The 19,602-nt window shown below is 47.1% G+C and carries 20 protein-coding genes and 1 riboswitch; of the genes, 14 read left to right on the top strand and 6 right to left on the bottom strand.

Going from position 1 to position 19,602, the window contains the following annotated elements:
• The first annotated feature begins 103 nt into the window (after positions 1 to 103).
• Positions 104 to 1,450, top strand: a complete 1,347-nt coding sequence (locus KKC1_RS07515) for a TrkH family potassium uptake protein (protein WP_088553852.1) — start codon at positions 104 to 106, stop codon at positions 1,448 to 1,450.
• 47 nt (positions 1,451 to 1,497) lie between these two features.
• Here KKC1_RS07515 and KKC1_RS07510 read toward each other — a convergent pair whose 3' ends face one another.
• The 5 genes from KKC1_RS07510 to KKC1_RS07490 all read right to left on the bottom strand — a co-directional run bounded on the left by KKC1_RS07510 (position 1,498) and on the right by KKC1_RS07490 (position 6,545).
• Entirely contained in the window at positions 1,498 to 2,265 is a 768-nt protein-coding gene (locus tag KKC1_RS07510) for a LytR/AlgR family response regulator transcription factor (RefSeq protein ID WP_088553851.1), read from the bottom strand.
• Positions 2,240 to 3,598 (bottom strand): histidine kinase, encoded by a 1,359-nt coding sequence (locus KKC1_RS07505; RefSeq protein WP_428844933.1) that lies wholly within the window; start codon positions 3,596 to 3,598, stop codon positions 2,240 to 2,242. The genes KKC1_RS07510 and KKC1_RS07505 overlap by 26 nt, the downstream gene beginning before the upstream one ends.
• Before the next feature lie 312 nt (positions 3,599 to 3,910).
• Positions 3,911 to 4,330: a hypothetical protein gene (locus KKC1_RS07500; protein ID WP_192868133.1), complete on the bottom strand. Its 420-nt coding sequence runs from the start codon at positions 4,328 to 4,330 to the stop codon at positions 3,911 to 3,913.
• 224 nt (positions 4,331 to 4,554) lie between these two features.
• Positions 4,555 to 6,249 carry a sodium:solute symporter family protein gene (locus KKC1_RS07495; protein ID WP_088553850.1) on the bottom strand — a complete coding sequence of 565 codons (1,695 nt, stop codon included), beginning with the start codon at positions 6,247 to 6,249 and terminating at the stop codon, positions 4,555 to 4,557.
• Positions 6,246 to 6,545, bottom strand: a complete 300-nt coding sequence (locus KKC1_RS07490; protein ID WP_088553849.1) for a DUF4212 domain-containing protein — start codon at positions 6,543 to 6,545, stop codon at positions 6,246 to 6,248. The genes KKC1_RS07495 and KKC1_RS07490 overlap by 4 nt, the downstream gene beginning before the upstream one ends.
• Positions 6,546 to 7,071: 526 nt before the next feature.
• Between KKC1_RS07490 and KKC1_RS07485 the strand changes: the two genes are divergently transcribed.
• The 13 genes from KKC1_RS07485 (at position 7,072) to KKC1_RS07425 (ending at position 18,334) form a co-directional block, all read left to right on the top strand.
• Positions 7,072 to 7,458, top strand: a complete 387-nt coding sequence (locus KKC1_RS07485) for a holo-ACP synthase (RefSeq protein ID WP_088553848.1) — start codon at positions 7,072 to 7,074, stop codon at positions 7,456 to 7,458.
• A complete protein-coding gene (locus KKC1_RS07480; protein ID WP_088553847.1) occupies positions 7,455 to 9,008 on the top strand; it encodes an NAD(P)H-hydrate dehydratase in 1,554 nt (517 codons plus the stop codon). The genes KKC1_RS07485 and KKC1_RS07480 overlap by 4 nt, the downstream gene beginning before the upstream one ends.
• Positions 9,009 to 9,015: 7 nt before the next feature.
• The gene (gene alr / locus KKC1_RS07475; RefSeq protein ID WP_088553846.1) at positions 9,016 to 10,155 is read left to right on the top strand and encodes an alanine racemase; all 1,140 of its coding nucleotides are present in this window, start codon (positions 9,016 to 9,018) and stop codon (positions 10,153 to 10,155) included.
• 118 nt (positions 10,156 to 10,273) lie between these two features.
• Positions 10,274 to 10,549, top strand: a complete 276-nt coding sequence (locus tag KKC1_RS07470; RefSeq protein WP_088553845.1) for a CopG family ribbon-helix-helix protein — start codon at positions 10,274 to 10,276, stop codon at positions 10,547 to 10,549.
• Between the two features lies 1 nt (position 10,550).
• Positions 10,551 to 10,901, top strand: a complete 351-nt coding sequence (locus KKC1_RS07465; RefSeq protein ID WP_088553844.1) for a type II toxin-antitoxin system PemK/MazF family toxin — start codon at positions 10,551 to 10,553, stop codon at positions 10,899 to 10,901.
• A gap of 86 nt (positions 10,902 to 10,987) precedes the next feature.
• Positions 10,988 to 11,692 (top strand): gamma-glutamyl-gamma-aminobutyrate hydrolase family protein, encoded by a 705-nt coding sequence (locus KKC1_RS07460; protein WP_088553882.1) that lies wholly within the window; start codon positions 10,988 to 10,990, stop codon positions 11,690 to 11,692.
• A gap of 119 nt (positions 11,693 to 11,811) precedes the next feature.
• Entirely contained in the window at positions 11,812 to 12,951 is a 1,140-nt protein-coding gene (locus tag KKC1_RS07455) for an amidohydrolase (RefSeq protein ID WP_088553843.1), read from the top strand.
• Between the two features lie 126 nt (positions 12,952 to 13,077).
• Positions 13,078 to 13,470: a response regulator gene (locus tag KKC1_RS07450; RefSeq protein ID WP_088553842.1), complete on the top strand. Its 393-nt coding sequence runs from the start codon at positions 13,078 to 13,080 to the stop codon at positions 13,468 to 13,470.
• A gap of 60 nt (positions 13,471 to 13,530) precedes the next feature.
• Positions 13,531 to 13,636: riboswitch (TPP riboswitch) on the top strand.
• Between the two features lie 96 nt (positions 13,637 to 13,732).
• Complete coding sequence (gene thiC / locus KKC1_RS07445) at positions 13,733 to 15,022, top strand: phosphomethylpyrimidine synthase ThiC (protein WP_088553881.1); 1,290 nt, start codon at positions 13,733 to 13,735, stop codon at positions 15,020 to 15,022.
• A 118-nt stretch (positions 15,023 to 15,140) separates the two neighbouring features.
• Positions 15,141 to 15,617, top strand: a complete 477-nt coding sequence (tsaE, locus tag KKC1_RS07440; RefSeq protein WP_088553841.1) for a tRNA (adenosine(37)-N6)-threonylcarbamoyltransferase complex ATPase subunit type 1 TsaE — start codon at positions 15,141 to 15,143, stop codon at positions 15,615 to 15,617.
• Positions 15,605 to 16,321 (top strand): tRNA (adenosine(37)-N6)-threonylcarbamoyltransferase complex dimerization subunit type 1 TsaB, encoded by a 717-nt coding sequence (gene tsaB, locus KKC1_RS07435; protein WP_088553840.1) that lies wholly within the window; start codon positions 15,605 to 15,607, stop codon positions 16,319 to 16,321. The genes tsaE and tsaB overlap by 13 nt, the downstream gene beginning before the upstream one ends.
• Positions 16,318 to 16,773, top strand: coding sequence for a ribosomal protein S18-alanine N-acetyltransferase (gene rimI, locus KKC1_RS07430; protein WP_238134231.1), 456 nt, complete (start codon positions 16,318 to 16,320; stop codon positions 16,771 to 16,773). Before tsaB ends, rimI begins: the two co-directional genes overlap by 4 nt.
• 130 nt (positions 16,774 to 16,903) lie before the next feature.
• Positions 16,904 to 18,334, top strand: a complete 1,431-nt coding sequence (locus KKC1_RS07425) for a PAS domain-containing sensor histidine kinase (RefSeq protein WP_088553839.1) — start codon at positions 16,904 to 16,906, stop codon at positions 18,332 to 18,334.
• A gap of 54 nt (positions 18,335 to 18,388) precedes the next feature.
• Here the strand turns inward: KKC1_RS07425 and KKC1_RS07420 are convergent, their stop codons facing one another.
• Positions 18,389 to 19,285 (bottom strand): AEC family transporter, encoded by an 897-nt coding sequence (locus KKC1_RS07420; RefSeq protein ID WP_088553838.1) that lies wholly within the window; start codon positions 19,283 to 19,285, stop codon positions 18,389 to 18,391.
• Positions 19,286 to 19,602 lie beyond the last annotated feature (317 nt).

Genomic DNA, 19,602 nt, shown 5'->3' with positions numbered 1-19,602 from the left:
TTAAAAACATAATGTTATTTAAAAATATTGGTTCTCCCTCAATGATTGTGATAAAATAAATGAACGACAGCCAAGACATTTTTGACACAGAGGAGCGTAGAAAGTGGCGAATGTCGGTAAACAACTTGGTCCGCCCCAGGTGCTGGTCTTAGGGTTTCTGGGAGTTATTTTGGTGGGGACCATCTTGTTGAGTCTTCCTATTTCCAGTGCAGATGGGACGCGTACTAATTTTATCGACGCCCTGTTCACGGCAACGTCGGCAGTATGTGTGACCGGCTTGGTGGTAGTGGATACCGGGACTTACTGGTCTACTTTCGGGCAAGTAATTATATTGATACTTATTGAAGTCGGCGGTTTGGGTTTTATGACCTTTGCCACGCTGTTTGCCATTTTGTTGGGAAAGAAGATAGGCCTGCGGGAAAGACTTTTATTGCAGGAAGCTCTTAACAAGATTTCTTTTGACGGGGTTGTCCGCCTGGTTAAACATATTGTATTGATTACTTTCTCCATCCAAGGGTTGGCCGCTTTAATTCTTGCCGCCCGTTGGTTGGAATTACTGGGGTGGAAAAAAGCTTTATATTACGGTATTTTTCATGCCGTTTCCGCTTTTAATAATGCAGGATTTGATATTTTTGGCGGTGTTACCGGGCCGTTTAGCAGCCTATCTTCCTTTGTCGGTGATCCTTTAGTAAATCTGGTGATATCTGGACTATTTATCACAGGTGGAATTGGCTTTTCGGTTATTGTAGACATATTTACCAAGCGGAACTGGAGAAAACTATCTCTGCATTCCAAAATAGTGTTGACTATGACCGCTGTTTTGATAGCGGCGGGTTTTCTGGGGGTTCTGGTACTGGAGGCGGGAAATCCAAAGACACTGCAAAATTTAAGCTGGGGTGAAAAAATAATGGCGGCCTTTTTTCAGGGGGTAACGCCGCGGACGGCGGGATTTAACACTATCAATATCGCGGATCTTACTTCGGCAACCCAGCTTCTGCTTATAGTTTTGATGTTTATAGGTGCCTCTCCTGGATCTACCGGTGGCGGTATTAAAACCTCGACTTTTGCGGGACTTTTAAGCGCGGTAAGAGCGACTATACTCGGTCAAGAGGATGTAACTGCTTACGGGAGAAGAATTCCCCGGGGCCTTATAAATAAAGCAGTTGCTGTAACTTTTGTGGCGTTTTGTCTCATAATGGTCATGACTTTGTTGTTGCTAATTACCGAAAAGGCAGATTTTCTAACCACTTTGTTTGAAACGACTTCTGCCTTTGGTACCGTAGGGTTATCCATGGGTCTAACTCCCCGGCTCACTCTCTTAGGGCGTTTGATTATCATAATTACTATGTTTGTCGGCAGGGTAGGGCCGCTGACTTTGGCCTTCGCCATTGCCCAAAGAAGGAAAAAGACCAGCATAAGATACCCGGAAGATAAGATATTGATTGGCTAAGATGTTAGTCTAAATTTAAGCGGGTAGGAAATTCCCCTGCCCGCTTTTCACATCCCCAAAATTTTCTTCAATTTCTTGGCTTGATTACGGCTGACCGGGACTTCGCTTCTAGTATCATCGTCTACAATCAAAATGTAGGTGCCGTTAAAAAGCGGAATTATTTCCTTAACCTTGGTCAGGTTGACAATGTAACAGCGATGAGTGCGGAAGAAGTTCTTGTCGTCAAGACGTGTCTCCAGGTCTTTTAAGGTGAAACGGGTGAGCATGCATTCATCACGGGTCTTAATATAGACGTTGTCGTTTTCCGTATAGGCGAAAATGATTTCATCCTCCGCTACCAATACGGTTTTACCCTCTTTTTCTACAGGAATACGATCAATACGCACCGTAGTTCCATTAATTTTAGATTGTTGAGACTGGAGTTGTCGGTTGCCTTTGGCCTGGTTTTTTTCTACTAGTTGAATGACTTTGTTGATAGCCTGGGCGAGGCGTTTTTCGTCAAAAGGTTTCAGTAGATAATCCACTGCATTAACTTCGAAAGCTTTAACGGCGTATTCCTCATAGGCGGTAGTAAATATAATATACGGCCGCTGGGTACTTTCCTGGATGGCCGCACTCAGTTCGAGGCCGTTCATACCGGGCATTTCAATATCCAAAAATAATATGGAATAGTCCATAGCTTTAATTAATTTTAAAGCTTCTCGGGCGTTAGTAGCTTCTCCCACTACCTCCACATTATCAAACTGATCCAGCATATATCGCAGTTCTTTACGGGCCGGATATTCGTCGTCAACGATTAGCGCTTTCAACTTCATAATAAGGCAGGCCTCCTTGACCGGCTCTCTCTTCCGTATCTATCTGAACATCCAGGGGAATCCTGAGATAAATAACTGTACCTTCACCCGCACAACTTACTATCTGCAAACCGTATTCCTCTCCGTACAAGCTCTGTAACCGCTGGTGAACATTGCTCAGTCCCACACCGTTTCCTGAACCATACCCCGGTTGCAAAACCAGGTTTAATTTGTCTGCCGGTATTCCTACACCGTCATCGGCTACACTCATTACAAGCTCATTGTTTTCTACTCGAGCCGAAATTTTTACCGTTCCGGTACCTTCTTTCGGGGTAATTCCATGCTTAACCGCATTTTCTACCAGAGGCTGAAGGCTGAAAACCGGAACTTTGTAATCCAGCAAATTTTTGTCCACATCTTTTACAATACGCAGCTTATCGCCGAAACGGGCTTTCTCCAGCACCAGATAAGTATTGACACATTCCAACTCTTCCCGGAGGGTTATTAAATGGCCATGACGCTTCAGAGTCTGGCGGAAAAAGTCAGCTAATCGAATCAAAAGTCTTCTGGCTCGTGTAGGATTAGTACGACTGTACATAATGATAGTATTCAGAACGTTAAAGAAGAAATGAGGGTTAATTTGGGCATGTAAGGCATCGAGTTTAGCCAAAGTAAGCAACTGAGTCTGTCGGTCCAGTTCAGCCAGTTCAATCTGCATACTGAGAAGTTGGGCAATACCGATCGCCAGGCGAATAACATGAGGGGGAAGTTGCCCTTCGGTGGTTTGATATAGCTTTAACGTTCCCACCACCTCGTCGCGACATTTTAACGGTACAATGACCGCTGCAGCCAGAGGACAGTCGCAGTTAGTCATAGGGCAGTTCAGTTGTTTGGTAGTTTGAACTACCTTATACTGACCGGTAGCTATGACTTCTTTGGTAGCTTCCGTCAGAATTCTGTCTCCCGGCTGGTGTTTTTCGCAACCGACTCCTAGGTAGGCCAGAACTTTCTCCCGGTCCGTAACCGCTACAGCGGGAACTTCGGCAATTTTTTGAATAATTTCCGCCGTCTTGCGGGCTGTAGTTTCGTTAAGGCCTCTACGCAAGTAGGGTAGAGTCTCATGGGCAATCTGTACGGTGGGATCAACGGGAGGCATTTCCTTTTCCGAATCCCCTTTTGGTTCGTCACTGGTGGACTGAGGAGAAAATGCCAGCCACTTGCGGAAAACAGCTAAAGTAACAACGTTGGTTGTGAACAAGGCGGCGATTATTTGCCAGGCTTCAATGTCCAACAGTTTAACGATGATCAACAATTGAACTCCGCTTACTGCTCCGGCGAGACTTAAAATTTTCAGCAACACGACTTACTTCACCCCCTCCGTTATATCGGCGAATATTAATAATATTTCGACAATAGCATAGATATTCCTGCCACAAGGTACTTAGAACAAGATGATTTTAAAAGCCTGTTTTTGGGTGAATGGTTATTATTTGCTATTAATATATGCTTTTTGGGGGGTTAACGGTTAAAAGGGTTAAGAGGTCGCTCCGGAGAGCGACCTTTTGGGCGGGAGGATGCTCAGCATTTCTTCAACCTCAGGCATTTCAGCTAAAAGCGAAACTATGATGATGGTTAGGCTGGCGAGGAGGCCGCTACAAAGTGCATTTCATGTCTCGCGTACGATGCGCCCTGAGCCGAGCCAGGCTGCCAGAGCGAAAATAAGATACAGAGCCTGGGTGGCTTGGTTTCCCTGCAGGATCAACTGAAGGCCGATTCCCAGGCCCAAGGCAGGGATGGCCAGGATGAGGGTGCGCATTATACGCTCGAAACCCGGGTTGGGGGGGAGGGGCCAAAAGCGGGAGAACAGTACTCCCAGCCCTACTCCAAGCCCGACAACGACGATGATCTGAAGGAAAACCAGGGGAGTAGGAAAGGGCCAGTTGGCCAGATAATGACCGGTGAGATAAAAGACTTGTAGGAAGAGAGAAAATCCCAGGACTGTACGCAAAGATCTTAACCCCAGGTCAGGCAGGAGGAAGTATAGAGCTAGAGTAACGCCTGCTAGCAGTAGAGTCCATACCGGCATTTCTACACTCCTCTCTTGAAAAAAATTGTATCCTATGGGAATAACTTTAACCATTTTTTGGTGAAGAATAAATTTGTATATAATAGGGAAAGCCCCAGGGCCCTTGTAGAGCTGTCGACCCTAGGGCAGGTGTTGCGCAGGTCAGGTTGCGCCCGGTGCCTCCGTCAAACCGGCAGGGACTATACCCTTACCGACCGGTGTTGCCCTTGAAACTACATGGGCGTTTAGTGATGGGCGCTCGCCTGCCCCACTCCTTTGGGGATACGGATATCCTGGACTAGATCCTGGATCTCCTGGGGCGGAGGTGGAGTAGCCCGGGAAACTATATAGGCTACTATGAAGTTGAGAATCATCCCGACCGTTCCGATACCTTGGGCATTGATCCCCAAGAAGCTCTCTAAGATAGGTGCTTCGGTTCCCAGCAGCTTGGTCGAGCGCATCAATACAATCATCACGGCGGTAAAGATGAGGCCGGTGAGAATTCCTGCGATAGCTCCCTCCCGGTTCATCCGCTGGTCGAAGATGCCCAGTAGAATGGCCGGGAAGAGGCTGGCCGCAGCTAATCCGAAGGCGAAGGCCACCACCTCGCCCACAAATCCCGGCGGGTTGACGCCGAAGTAACCGGCGACCAAGATGGCGAGGAAGACCATGGCGCGTCCTACCAGAAGACGTTGGGCTTCGCTGGCGTCTGGCCGGAAGATCCGGTAATATAGATCGTGGGATACCGCGCTGGACATGGCGAGCAGTAGTCCTGCCGCTGTAGAGAGGGCTGCTGCTAGACCACCTGCGGCCACCAGAGCAATTACAAAGGGTGCAAGTTGAGCTACTTCGGGCGTAGAGAGAACAATAATATCACGGTCGATGGTAACCTCATTGGTTTCTGGGTTACCGGTAAACTGTAACTTTCCGTCACCGTTTTTATCTTCTAACTTGAGCAGTCCAGTCTGCTCCCACTTGGATACCCAGTTAATTTGCCTTACCTGCTCCAGAGGCTGGTCATTGAGGCTCTGGATCAGGTTATACTTGGCGAAAACACCGATCGCCGGAGCGGTGGTGTAGAGCAGGGCGATGAACAACAGTGCCCACCCGGCGGACCAACGGGCCGAACGGACGTTGGGAACGGTGTAAAAACGGATGATTACGTGAGGCAGACCCGCGGTACCTACCATCAAAGCAAAGGTAATGGCGAAAACGTTAATGGCCGAAAATTTCTGGAAGGGTGCCAGGTATTCTCCCATCCCCAGTTCAACCTGGATGTCGCTCAGCCGCTGGGCGATGTCGGTAAAGGTCAGGGCGAGCTGGGGAATGGGGATACCGGTGAGTTTAGCAGCAATTGCAACACCAGGGATCAGATAAGCAATAATCAGAACGGTATATTGGGCCACCTGGGTCCAGGTAATTCCCTTCATTCCACCTAATACGGCGAAGAAGGATACGACAGCCATACCGATAAGTACCCCGATGGCGAGATCCACCTGGAGGTAGCGACTGAAAACGATTCCTACACCCCGCATCTGCCCGGCTACGTAAGTAAGGGAAATGAAGATGGTGGCTATCGCCGCAACGGCGCGGGCCCACTTGGAGTAGTACCGGTCGCCGATGAAGTCCGGCACCGTGTATTTACCGTACTTACGCAGGTAAGGGGCAAGGAGTAGGGCGAGCAGCACATATCCTCCGGTCCAGCCCATTAGGTAGACCGTCCCGTCATAACCAAGGAAGGATATCAGTCCGGCCATGGAGATAAACGAAGCGGCGGACATCCAGTCTGCTGCGGTGGCTGCTCCGTTAGCAATGGGAGGAATTCCGCGTTCGGCCACGTAGAAGCCCGCGGTCTCCCGCACTCGGGCCCACCAGCCTATATACAGATACAGTCCAAAGGTGATGGCGACCAATATCAGCGTCCATGCTTCAACACTCATCCCGACACCTCCTTACTCTTTGGCGCGCTTCCGGTATATCTGACCTCCTGAACGTCATACTCTTCGTCAAGCCGATCCATTCGCCAGCTATAATAGAAAATTAAGATAACAAATACTAGCATTGAGCCTTGCTGAGCGAACCAGAAAGATAAAGGTATACCGAAAAAGCGAATATTGTAGAACGGGTTGGCGAGAAAAATTGCGGCGACGTAGGAAACCAGGGCCCAGATGATCAGCAGGTTGCGGATCAAACCGATGTTTTTCCGCCAGTAAGCTTGGCGCCGTTCTTGTTCCATACCCATACCTCCTCATAATCTTATTTAAGATAATTCCTTACACCTTTGACTACCGCTCGTGGACAACTTTCATAAAGCAACACGGTTCTAAATATTCATACTATTTACCAGCGATAATACCACCTCCTTATCTTTTTGTTAATACGGTACATCTTTTATAATTTCGCACATCCCTTGTGTGTTTAAATTTTTGAAGTTGACGGACGAACTTCAGAAAGTTAATATACTTCTAAATTTTCAGACAACTTAATATGTAATAATAATATCACCCTCTTTGCAATGTCATTATAGCCGGTAGTCAAGACTCTGGTAAGAATTTTTCGGTTAACGGAGGAAAAATCATGGCGAAAAGCATGATTAAGGTATTCGACTAGTTTCACCGTCCGTTTATTAGTTAATTTTTATGGAAGGGTTTTTGGTTTTAGTACCGAAGGTATAAGAGGAATAATCCGCGGAAAAAAAGGAAAAGTCCTTAGGGGATGGAATTTAGCCGTAGGGAACGGCAGGCGGGGGTGAAGCTGGTTTCATGATAAGGGGAATAGGTATTGATATAGTGGAGATTGCTAGAATAGAAAGAGCTTGCAGGCGGTGGGAGGAGAAGTTTAGGGAAAGGTTGTATACGGATGCTGAATGGGCATACTGTACGTCCAGAGCCCAGCCTTACGCAGCTATGGCAGCTAGGTTTGCGGCCAAAGAGGCAGTAATGAAGGCTCTGGGAGTCGGAGTAGGTAAAATCGGCTGGAGGGAGATAGAAATAAGTAGGGAAGAATATGGAAGGCCTCGGGTAAGATTATACGGAAAAGCCAGGGATTTGGCCCGGCGGCAAGGAATTACTGAGATATGGATAAGTTTATCCCATTGTCGCGATTATGCATCGGCCTGTGCGGTAGCTGAAGGGGGAAGCGGAAGGTGAAACTGGTAACCGCGGAGGAAATGAAGAGGCTTGACCAACTGGCTTCGTCGGCCTACCATGTACCCAGCATCGTACTGATGGAAAATGCCGGTTTAAGGGTAGTGGAGGTCATTTCCCGTCATTTTCAGGGAAAAGTGCGGGGCAAAAGAATAGCCATCTTTGCCGGGAAGGGGAACAACGGAGGAGACGGCTTGGTAGTGGCCCGCCATTTGATGAACGCAGGAGCCGAAGTGCAGGTTTTTATGCTGGCCCGAACTGAAGATCTCAAAGGAGATGCTGCCGCTAACCTACAGATTCTACAAAAGATGAAGGCGAGAATATATTGCATTACGGAAGAAAGACATTTACAAAGAGTTGATATAGTTTTGCTGTACACGGATCTGGTAGTAGATGCTATTTTCGGTACCGGTTTCAAAGGGGCGGCGATGGGATTGCCGGCGCGGGTCATCCAGTTAATAAACGAACGGGGTAAACCAGTAGTAGCGGTAGATCTTCCTTCCGGATTGGAAGCAGATACCGGAAAAGTCTTGGGGCCGTGTATCCAGGCACGTTATACAGTTACGTTTGCTTTACCTAAGTTGGGTTTGATTTTGGAACCGGGAGCACAATATGTAGGCGAACTGATTGTGGCCGATATTTCTATTCCCAATTCTTTGATTGAAGGGCAGCCCTTAAAGCATAATTTAATTACTGAAGAATGGTGCCGGTCTCTGCTGCCCCGGCGAAAACCCTGGGGACATAAAGGAGACTTTGGCCATGTATTTGTGATAGGTGGTTCTCCGGGTATGACCGGTGCCGTCGTTCTGGCCGGTGAAGCTGCTTTAAGGAGCGGAGCCGGTCTGGTCACGGTCGGCGTTCCCCGCTCGCTTAATCCGGTAATTGAAGAAAAGTTAACCGAAGTTATGAGCAAACCGCTGGCTGAAACGGAAGGTAAGGTTATCAGTGTGGAAGCTTTACCACAAATTGAGGCCTTTTTGGAGAAGGTGTCGGTGGTAGCCGTTGGGCCGGGGATGAGTACTGATTTTGCACCCGTCAATATGGTCCGGCAATTAATACTCCGATTAAGCGTACCGGCGGTTATTGATGCTGACGGGTTGAATGCATTGGCGGGTAAGGTGGATATATTGAAAGAAGCCAAAGTGCCTTTAGTAATTACTCCCCACCCGGGAGAAATGGCTCGGCTTACGGGAATGGCTGTTGATGAAGTACAGGATAACCGTGTGCACGTGGCCCGTAAGGCGGCGGAAGAATGGGGAGTAGTAGTGGTTCTTAAGGGAGCTAAAACGGTCGTAGCTTCTCCGTCAGGAGAGATATTCATCAATCCTTCCGGTAATGTGGGAATGGCAACGGGGGGAAGTGGAGATGTCTTAACCGGCGTCATATCTGGGTTGATAGCTCAGGGAATGCAAGTTTTGGAAGCGGCTGTAGTAGGAACTTTCATTCACGGTAAAGCCGGTGATGAGGCGGTTCAAGAAAAAGGTCGGATGGGCTTGGTTGCCGGCGACATTATTGACCGGTTGCCGGAAGTGCTAAAAGGAATGGAGAGGTGATTGGCAGGTGTGGTCACGGCCGGTCTGGGCAGAAATAGATCTCGGGGCGATAGCTCATAACATCAGGGAAATAAGGAGAATTACTCGACCCCAGGCGCAAATTATGGCTGTAGTTAAAGCCAATGCTTATGGCCATGGAGCGGTAGAGGTTAGCCGTACATTACTGGCCAACGGTGCAGACCGGCTGGGTGTTGCCCTGCTGCAGGAGGCCCTGGAATTGAGACAGGAAGGTTTTGCCGTGCCCATTCTGATTCTAGGTTTTACTCCCTCTCACCAGTTGGAAGCGGTAGTTAGGGCCAATATTGCCCAGACTATATTTTCCTACGAACAGGCATGGACGTTATCCCGGGTGGCGGGGGAACTCGGTAAAAAAGCAAGGGTTCATGTTAAGATTGACACAGGTATGGGCCGGCTCGGTTTCCCGGCCGATGACCAGACGGTGAAAACTATCCTCCGCATATCCAGGCTTCCGAATTTGGAGATCGAGGGGATATTCACCCATTTTGCCACCGCTGACGAGAAGGATAAAACTTTTACCCGCTACCAATTTGAGCAATTTCAATGGGTGGTGGAGGAACTAAAAGCGCAGGGGCTAGAAATACCCTTAAAGCATGCTGCCAACAGTGCCGCCATAATTGATTTGCCTGAAACCCACCTTGATTTGGTAAGACCGGGTATATCTCTCTACGGAATTTATCCCTCTCCCGATGTTTGTAAAGATAGAATCAATTTAATTCCAGCCATGACTTTTAAAACTCAGATTGCATTCCTCAAACGCGTTAGGCCCGGTACCAGTATAAGTTACGGGCGGACTTATGTAGCAAAAGAAGAAAGGGTTATAGCAACGCTTCCGCTGGGCTATGCCGACGGGTACTCCCGGGCGCTTTCCAACCGGGGGAAGGTACTGGTGAAAGGGAAAAAGGTACCGATAGTGGGCAGGGTTTGCATGGACCAAACAATGATAGATGTAACCGAAGTTTCTGATGTCAGGGTGGGGGATGAGGTGGTGCTTTTCGGCCGGGAAGGAAGGGAAAAGTTGCCGGTAGAAGAAGTTGCCGGTCAACTCGGGACGATTGCTTATGAGGTGGTATGTATGGTTAGCTCCAGGGTTCCCCGCGTTTATTTTCGCTCCAGGAGGAAAAACTGAAATTGCCAGTGGTTTCCAGTGGGGAATGTTAGCTTTTAGTTGCATTGCTGGTTAAGAATAGATATAATAGAGTATAGCTTTCAGTCTATACTGGTAAGGTGCTTTAGGAGGTGCCGTTGTGGCAGGAGTAAAGCGTATCATGATCAGTCTGCCGGAAAGCTTACTTGAGGAAGTAGACGGGATGGCTTCCCTGGAAAAACGTAACCGCAGTGAATTTATTCGGGAGGCGATGAAACTTTACATTATGGAACGAAAACGTCGCGCCCTCCGGGAGCAGATGAAAAAAGGATATCAAGAGATGGCCCGGATTAATTTGGCCTTAGCTATGGAAAACTATGATGTAGAAAATGAGGTGCAAGATTATTACGATCAAAAATTAGCGGAGTGCAAATGAGATGTATGTGAGACGGGGAGATATTTTTTATGCAGAATTGAATCCGGTAGTAGGGTCGGAACAAGGAGGCACCCGCCCTGTTTTGGTTATACAGAACGATATTGGCAACCAGTACAGCCCTACCACGATTGTGATAGCTATTACCTCCCAGATTAGCAAGGCAAAATTACCTACTCACGTGGAATTGCCACCGGAAAAAAGCGGGCTGGAAAAAGATTCTGTGATTCTCGCTGAGCAGATACGTACCATTGATAAGAGCCGCCTCAAGCAAAAGGTGGCTACTCTGGGCGAAGAAGAAATGGAAAAAGTTAACCGGGCGATTGAAATTAGTTTAGGACTAGTAGAATTATGATATGCCTGCTCCAAGCGCAGGCATTTTTTGTTTTGTCGAACTGTAAACTCTTTATAGAACTGATAATGAAAGAAGGTAGATTTTTCATGCCGCCTCTGATAGGAATTACCTGCAGCCACGACCTCCAAGAAAACAGGTATTACCTGCGGGTTAATTACTGCCGGGTAATAGAAGCATGTGGGGGCCTGCCGTTCATTCTTCCCGCAGTTACCACAAAAGAATTGATCAAGAATTACTGCGAACGTTTGGATGGATTAATTTTGTCCGGTGGCGGGGATGTTGACCCGACGTTTTTTGGAGAAGAGCCTTTGCCGGGTTGCGGCAAAATTGATCCGGAAAGAGATTACTGGGAGATCAATTTGGTGCAGAAATGGTTGACGACTGGAAAGCCGCTACTAGCCATCTGTCGGGGAATGCAGGTGTTGAATATAGCTGCCGGAGGAGATATTTACCAGGATATATATTCCCAACTTTCGGTAACAATAAAACACCAACAAGAGGCTCCCCCCTGGCACCCCACCCATCACGTCTCCATTATTCCCGATACCAAACTTTATTCTATCATGGGTAAATTGTCGTGGAGAGTGAATACTTTTCATCATCAGGCGATACGGCGTCCGGCCCCCGGATTCACGGTCAGTGCCCGCGCGGCCGACGGAGTAGTTGAGGCGCTGGAAGCAACTTCCTTCGGCTTTGTTATAGGGGTCCAGTGGCATCCCGAATGTATGTGGAAACGTGACCCAAAGGCCAAAGCTCTATTTGAAACTTTTGTTAAAGAATGCAAAAATTAAATTTTTAAATAATAAATTGCCTTTTTCTATTGAAATTGACAGGAATTAACGGTATATTTGTTTATGATTGTTTTTTGATAACTGATTTCGAATAGCAATTTCTATAGGGAGGAAATATGGTGCTGGCTCTTGTAGGGGGAACAGTATTGACCATGGAGGGTCCAGTGTACTCTCCAGGGACCGTGCTAATAAAGGATGGTAAGATTTGCGGCGTGGGGGAGAGACTACCTTTACCTCCAGAGGCAGAAGTATTGGACGTTACAGGCAAAGTGGTTATGCCTGGGCTAGTGGAGGCCCACTGTCATTTAGGGATATTGGAGGAAATTTACCGGATTGAGGGAAATGATCTCAATGAAATTTCGGATCCCGTAACTCCTCACCTTCGGGCTTTGGACGCGGTTAATCCGGAGGATGAAGGTTTTAAGGATGCTCTGGCAGCAGGGATTACGACTGTCTTGACGGGGCCCGGTAGTGCTAACGTAATAGGTGGGCAGACCCTGGTGATGAAAACTCATGGGACCGTGGTAGATAAGATGGTACTCCGTCAACCGGCAGGGCTCAAGGTTGCTTTTGGAGAAAATCCTAAACGGGTCCATGGAGAACAGCAGAAAAAACAACCTGCTACCCGGATGGCCATTACCGCCCTGCTACGCGAACAGTTGGTTAAGGCTCAAAATTATTTAAAGAAACTCTCCCGGGAAGAAGGGGAAAGAGACCTAAGATTGGAGCCCTTGGTTCAGGTATTACGAAAAGAGATTCCCCTGCAGGCCCATGTTCACCGGGCCGATGATATAATGACAGCGTTGCGTATCGCCGGAGAGTTTCAATTGGATTTGATATTGGTACACTGTACCGAGGGACACAAGGTGGTCGAAGAACTGGCCCGTTATAATGTGCCGGTTATAGTAGGGCCCACTTTAACCAGCCGTTCCAAAGTGGAATTAAAGGAAAGGACTTTTCGGACACCTGCCCTTTTAAGTAAAGCAGGAGTAAAAGTTGCCCTCATGACCGATCACCCGGTAATCCCTGTCCAGTATCTTCCTTTATGTGCTGCTTTGGCGGTAAAAGAAGGGATGGCGGAAGAGGAAGCGCTCAAAGCTATAACCCTGTATCCGGCGCAGATATTGGGAGTTGCCCATCGGGTAGGTAGTATTGCTCCCGGTAAAGATGCTGATATTATTGTCGCCAGCGGTTCACTACTGGATCTTAAATCTCGCGTGGAAATGGTTCTGGTTAACGGTGAAGTGGTAGTGTCCTGAATCAGCAACTTTTGAAATGTTAAAATTGGGTAAAGTTTATAAAAAAATGTATAATTTTGCAGGTATTGGATAGTTTATGGCGAATATTGTAGTTAAGAAAGGTACACGGGCAGGGAGGATAGTAACATGGTTTCCTGTGATATTCTTATTGTAGATGACCAGCCGGGTATTCGTTCCTTGCTGAAAATGGTTTTCGTCGAGGAGGGATACCGGGTGGCCACGGCCACCAACGGACTGGAAGCAGTAGAAAAGACCAGTAAGCTCTTGCCCAGATTGATAATTATGGACATTAGGATGCCGGTCATGGATGGGGTAACTGCTTTAAAGAACATCAAAACGCTTTATCCCCGGATACCGGTTATTCTGATGACGGCTTATGCTGATGCCATCCAGCTGGGAAAGGCTAAAGAATTAGGTGCTGAAGGATGTATTTACAAACCTTTCGATGTAGATAACATTAGAAAGAGAGTGTTGGAGATTATGGACCATAATTCCGAAGAAGTAGGTAATTTGGCCTGAAGGCGGCAGGAATCAATGAACTTAGACAGAATTAGAATAATAACGGGAAAATTGTATTATCAAATCCACTAGGGGTGCTCTTTTGAGCTGAGAGGAACTCGAAAGTTCCAACCCTTAGAACCTGAATCTGGGTAATACCAGCGGAGGGAAGTGGATTTTTGGTTCAGAGGAAAACCCACTACCCAGTGGGTTTTTCTTTTAATTTACTTACTTGCTTTAAAATTCAATGTTGTAAAGTGAGGTGATTGTCGTGTCAACCCAAATGTTAAAGGCGCGGCGAGGAGAGATTACTCTTGAGATCAAAAAGGTTGCGGAAAAAGAAAATTTGAGTCCGGAGGTTGTAGCCCAAAGAGTAGCTGACGGTACGGTAGTTATTCCGGCCAATATTAATCACCAAAACCTGGTCCCTGGAGGTTTTGGTTTGGGTTTGCGTACCAAAGTCAACGCGAATATAGGCACCTCCACAGCGTACCCTGATATTGACCGAGAAATTGAAAAACTGAGGGCTGCTTTACAGGCAGGGGCCGATGCAATCATGGATTTGAGTACCGGGCCGGATATGGACAGCTCTCGGCGTAAGATCCTGGTGGAATCTCCTGTCCCCGTGGGGACCGTTCCTATTTATCAGGCTGCGGTAGAGGCCATGGACAGGTACGGATCCATTGTCCAGATGACTGCCGATGATCTTTTCCGGGTAATAGAAAAGCAGGCTCAAGATGGTGTAGATTTTATGACTGTACATTGCGGGGTTACCCTGGAAGTTATCAGCCGTTTGAAAGAACAGGGTAGAATAGCTGACATTGTCAGTCGTGGCGGGTCCTTTATAACCGGCTGGATGTTGCACCATGAAAGAGAAAATCCTCTTTATGAAAATTTTGACCGGCTCCTGGACATAGCCCTGCGTTATGATGTTACTCTGAGTTTAGGTGATGGTCTCCGGCCTGGCTGTTTGGCCGATGCCACCGACCGGGCCCAAGTACAAGAGCTTTTGATTTTAGGAGAACTGGTGGACAGGGCAAGGAAGGCAGGAGTGCAGGTTATGGTGGAAGGTCCCGGACATGTACCCTTGAATCAGATAGAAGCTAATATAACTTTGGCTAAACGGATTTGTCAGGGGGCACCTTTTTACGTCCTGGGGCCGGTGGTTACTGATGTTGCACCGGGTTACGATCACATCACTGCTGCCATTGGGGGAGCGATAGGGGCGGCAGCGGGGGCAGATTTCTTATGCTATGTGACGCCGGCAGAACACCTGGGTTTACCCTCCATTGATGATGTAAGGGAAGGGGTAATCGCTGCCCGAATTGCAGCCCATGCCGCCGATGTGGTCAAAGGTATTCCCGGTGCTCGGGAATGGGATGAGAAAATGGCCAGAGCGAGAAAAGAATTAAATTGGGAAGAACAAATTCGCTTAGCTATAGATCCGGAAAAAGCTCGGCGTTATCGGGAACAAAGGAACATCGGAAACGCTGAAGCCTGTTCAATGTGCGGTGATTTTTGTGCCATGAAAATAGTTGGTGAATTTTTGGGCAAGCCGGTAGAAAAGTGCTAGAGTAAGAAGCGCCCCGTATGGGAAGATTTCCAGAGCAAGGTATGCTTGAGCAGCGTGCGTTTTTCTCCGGTCATGGTTTGGGCATACTAGGAAAAAACAAGTCGGCATGAGGTGGGTTATGCTGCAGATTGTAACCGACAGTACTGAAGCCACGGTAAAATTAGGGGAAAAACTAGGCAAATGTCTTTGGAAGGGAGCGGTCATTTGCCTTATTGGGGACCTGGGTACCGGTAAGACTACCTTTGTTAAAGGATTGGCCCGGGGATTAGGTGTAGAAGAACCTGTTACCAGCCCCACTTTCACTTTGATAAATCAATACCAGGGGAAATTTGCGGTTTGTCACCTCGATGTATACCGTTTGGAAGACCCAGAGGAAATTTTTGAACTGGGATTGGAGGATTGTTTTCAGACGGAGAAGGTAATCATTATTGAGTGGGCGGAAAAAATATTAGATCTACTTACAGGAGAGTACCTGCTGGTAGAAATCCGCAGGGCCGATTCTAATGAGGAAGACAAACGTCTTCTGGTTTTTCAACCGCGGGGTAGCAGGTTTTACCAGCTTTTGGAGGAGTGGGAGAAGCAATGCGAGTACTAGGCCTAGATACGGCTACGCCGGTAGCGGGTTTGGCAGTTCTGGAAGATGGACGCCTGCTGGGGGAGCTCTTTCTAAACACCGGTAGAACTCATTCGGAAAAATTGTTACCCGCCCTTCATCAACTGTTGGATTACTGCGAATTAAAGCTGAGAGATATAGATGGTTTTGCCGTAGCCATCGGCCCTGGTTCCTTTACCGGCCTGCGTATAGGGTTGGCTACGGCTAAAGGTTTTGCTCATAGTCTGGGGAAACCTCTGGTGGGGGTACCTACTCTGGATGCACTGGCCCTGAACGCTGCGGGAGCAGGAGGGATAATCTGTCCTATTTTAAATGCCCGTAAGAACGAGGTTTATGCGGCCCTTTATGTCTCCCACAACGGTCAGGAATTGAACCGCCTAAGTCAATATATGGCTGTTTCTCCTGCCGAGCTGGTTGATCTCCTGGAGCAGTATGAGGAACCTGTGACTCTTTTGGGAGACGGGGTGGCTGTTTTGGGTACAGAATTGAGAGAGAAGTTGGGCAACAGAGCCCGCTGGATGGTGAATACCCTTAGCCTGCCCCGGGCCTCGCAGATAGCTTACCTGGGATTGGTGCGGCTTCAACAGAAGTCGGCGGAGGATATAAAAGAACTGGTACCTTTTTACATTCGGCCTTCTGAAGCGGAGGCCCGACTCATGGCCAAAGAACGGGGAGTTGAAAAGTGAAGGGAATAAAGTATTCCATAGAACCTATGCAGGTGAAGCACCTAGAGGAAGTCCTGGCCATTGAAAAAGTTTCTTTTCCTACTCCCTGGTCCCGACATGCTTTCTGGAGCGAACTTTGCCAAAATGAATTTGCCCACTACTTCGTCTGTACCGTAGAAGGAAAAGTGGCAGGCTATGCTGGCATGTGGGTCATTCTTGATGAAGCGCATGTCACGACCCTGGCGGTGGCTCCCGAATTTCGGGGCAGGAAATTGAGCCGTGCGCTTCTTGCGGAGCTTGTACGCCAGGCAACCTGTCTGGGTGCCAATTACATTACGCTGGAAGTTCGTCCCAGCAATTACCCGGCTCGAAAGTTGTACGGCAGTATGGGCTTTGAAGCGACGGGTATCCGCAAGGGGTACTACACTGACAATCAGGAAGATGCGATAATTATGACTAAAAACCTGCGTTAATTTGTTTATGTTTTTAGTTTGGCTCGTTATAAAAAATTATTTACTAGCAGATGGTAAAATTATGCAGGGAATTAAGCAGGAGACGTCGAAGATTACATGCCAACAGAGACGGTAAAGACAGGTGACATAAATGAGTAAAGAGTTCATTAATGGTATTTATCTTAATCGTAATATATTGAACTGGATGTTTGACGGGTTGGTTTTATTTGATGAGTGGGGAAAGTTACTGTTTGCCAACCAGGCTTTTTTAAAGATGACTGAATATGATGCTCAAGAATTAAAGAAGATTTCTTTTAATGACTTCTGTCTTAAACTTTTTGATAGTGAGACTAATAAAAGTCTTCAGGAAAAATGGCCTACAGAGACCACATGCTGGGTCAAAGGAAAATTGAGGACCAAAAGAAACCGCTGGTTACCGGTTAAAACAACCATACTCAATTGGCCGAACATGCTTGGGGAGTCACTGGGGAATGTTTTGTTGGCCATACCGGTTGCTGTGGAAAAGGCTTCCGACCAGTGGCAGGTTGTTTGTTACGCGATGATGAATGCATTAGAGGTTGCCGTCATAGGAGTCGACGCTCAAGGCAAAATTTTTCTGTTCAACCGCTCGGCGGAGCGACTGACCAATCGAAGTTATGAGGAAGTTTTCGGGAAGGATCATGATGAAGTTTTCAAGATCCCGGAAAAACAGCAATTTTTGCGAAAGGCCCTTGTAGAGGGGAAAGAGGTCTATAATCAAGAAATGGACTACTGCTGGTATGCGGGACGGCCGGGTAGCTTTGTTTTCAATGCCTGCCAGCTAAGGGATGGTGACGGTCAGATTATAGGAGCCGTAATGTTGATAGAGGAAACCACGGAAAAGCGCCGGTTGGAATATGAAGCGGCCCGGGCAGAGACTTTAATGGTCTTAAGCGAGGTTGCCGCGGGAGTTGCCCACGAAGTTCGCAACCCGTTGACAACGATACGCGGATTTGTTCAACTGCTCCAAGTGAAATTGGGAGAGGAAAATGAATACAGTAAATACCTGCAGCTCATTTTAGCTGAAATAGACCGGGCCAATAAAATTATCAGCGAATTTCTGGTGGCAGCCAGACCTAAAGAGGCCAAAAAACAACTGGTCGATCTTAACAAGATTGTGACGGAAACCTTGTTGCTAGTTGAAAGCCAGGCCATTCTGCAGGACGTGGAGGTTACCAAAGAGCTGAGTGATGAACTCCCGTTGCTCGAACTGGTTGAAACTCAAATAAAACAGGTATTGTTAAATCTGACTAGAAATGCCTTGCAGGCCATGCCCGATGGGGGAACGTTAAGTATAATTACCTACAGCCAGGACGACTGGGTTTGGATTAAACTAAGGGATACCGGCGTTGGTATGCCCCCGGAGCACCTGAACAAGCTTTTTAGCCCGTTTTTTACTACTAAGGAAGGAGGCTCGGGTCTGGGGCTGACCATTTCTCATCGTATCGTGAAAAACCACGGGGGAACTATCCAGGTGGAAAGTAGCCCGGGAAAAGGTACTACGGTTACGATAAAACTGCCGGTAACGAAAGGTGGCAATTGATAAAGCAAGTGAATGGTGTGTGGGTCAATATTTTTTTTAAGATTAGATTATTTGCTAAATGATGACGTTAAGCAACATGCTCAAAGTAATAATACTCAATAAAGTACTTATAAAAGTAATAGATGAAACCAGATTCGGCTCAGTGTCATATTGCAAGGCATATAATGTGGTAATTGCCGCTGTGGGCATGGCTGCTTCAACTATCATCACCTTTCCTAAGAGTGGTTCTACCGGAAGCAATAAGGTAATACCCCAGGCGATAAGCGGGGACAGAAGAAGCCGGAATACCAGAGCTAAAGAGATTTTTCCCCAATCAAAATTGACAATTTTGATTTCTGCCAATTGCATTCCTAAGACCAACATAATGGAGGGGATGGCAGCCTCAGCTACAATATTTATGGCCGCCAAAATATTCTCCGGCATGGGAAGATTGAGATATTGCCATACCAGAGCAGCAATACCGGCATGGACAATGGGCATTTTAACAACTGAGAGCAAAGCTTCTCGTACCTCCAGTTTGCCTTTGGCCGCGAAATACAATCCAAGGGTGCTCATGACGATGGTATGGAAAATCATAATCGCCACGGCATATTGAAAACCGTTGTCCCCGAAAGCAAAAAGAATTATCGGGGCCCCCAAATTACCGTTATTCATAAAAGCCGTGGCCAGAATCAACCCGTTGGTAATAGAAGCGTTATATTTTCTAATACGGGACAGCCCTTTGACCAAGAGAATCAGGATAACGGACAGGAGTATTCCGTAAATTACAATGTACAAATAAGTGCTGTCCAACCGATTTTTATAAAACGTACGAAAGATAAGTGCCGGTGTCATCAGGTAGAGGGCAGTGGTGGAAACAGATTTTATATGCAACCGCAAGGCTTTCTGGCCTATATAGCCTACAAGGAAAATTAAAAAAACAGGCATTACAACCTGAAATAGCATTGACATTTGCGAAAACTCCCTGTGAACTTAATGCTTTCATACTTACTTAAATGTATTATCGTTAATTTATAGTTAATGTCAAGAGGTTTTAGTTTTCTTAATGAGCTGCCGGCAGGGCGAGTCTTAAACAGTCATGTTCGCCGGAGCCGTCCCGTCGTTAGCTGAACTTAACCACGTGCAGGGTGGCTCTGTCAAGGCCGCCATAAAGCTAATTTTTTTTTAAATTGTTCGTCAAAAAATTTTTGCTTTTAGGAAGGAATTAAAACTAGTTCTGTTGAATACGCATAATATAATGTAATGGTAACTGAAGTTACCGTTAGTAC

Origin of the sequence: Calderihabitans maritimus (assembly GCF_002207765.1) — a bacterium.
Lineage (GTDB): Bacteria > Bacillota > KKC1 > Calderihabitantales > Calderihabitantaceae > Calderihabitans > Calderihabitans maritimus.
This window is presented reverse-complemented; position numbering and strand designations above follow the sequence as displayed.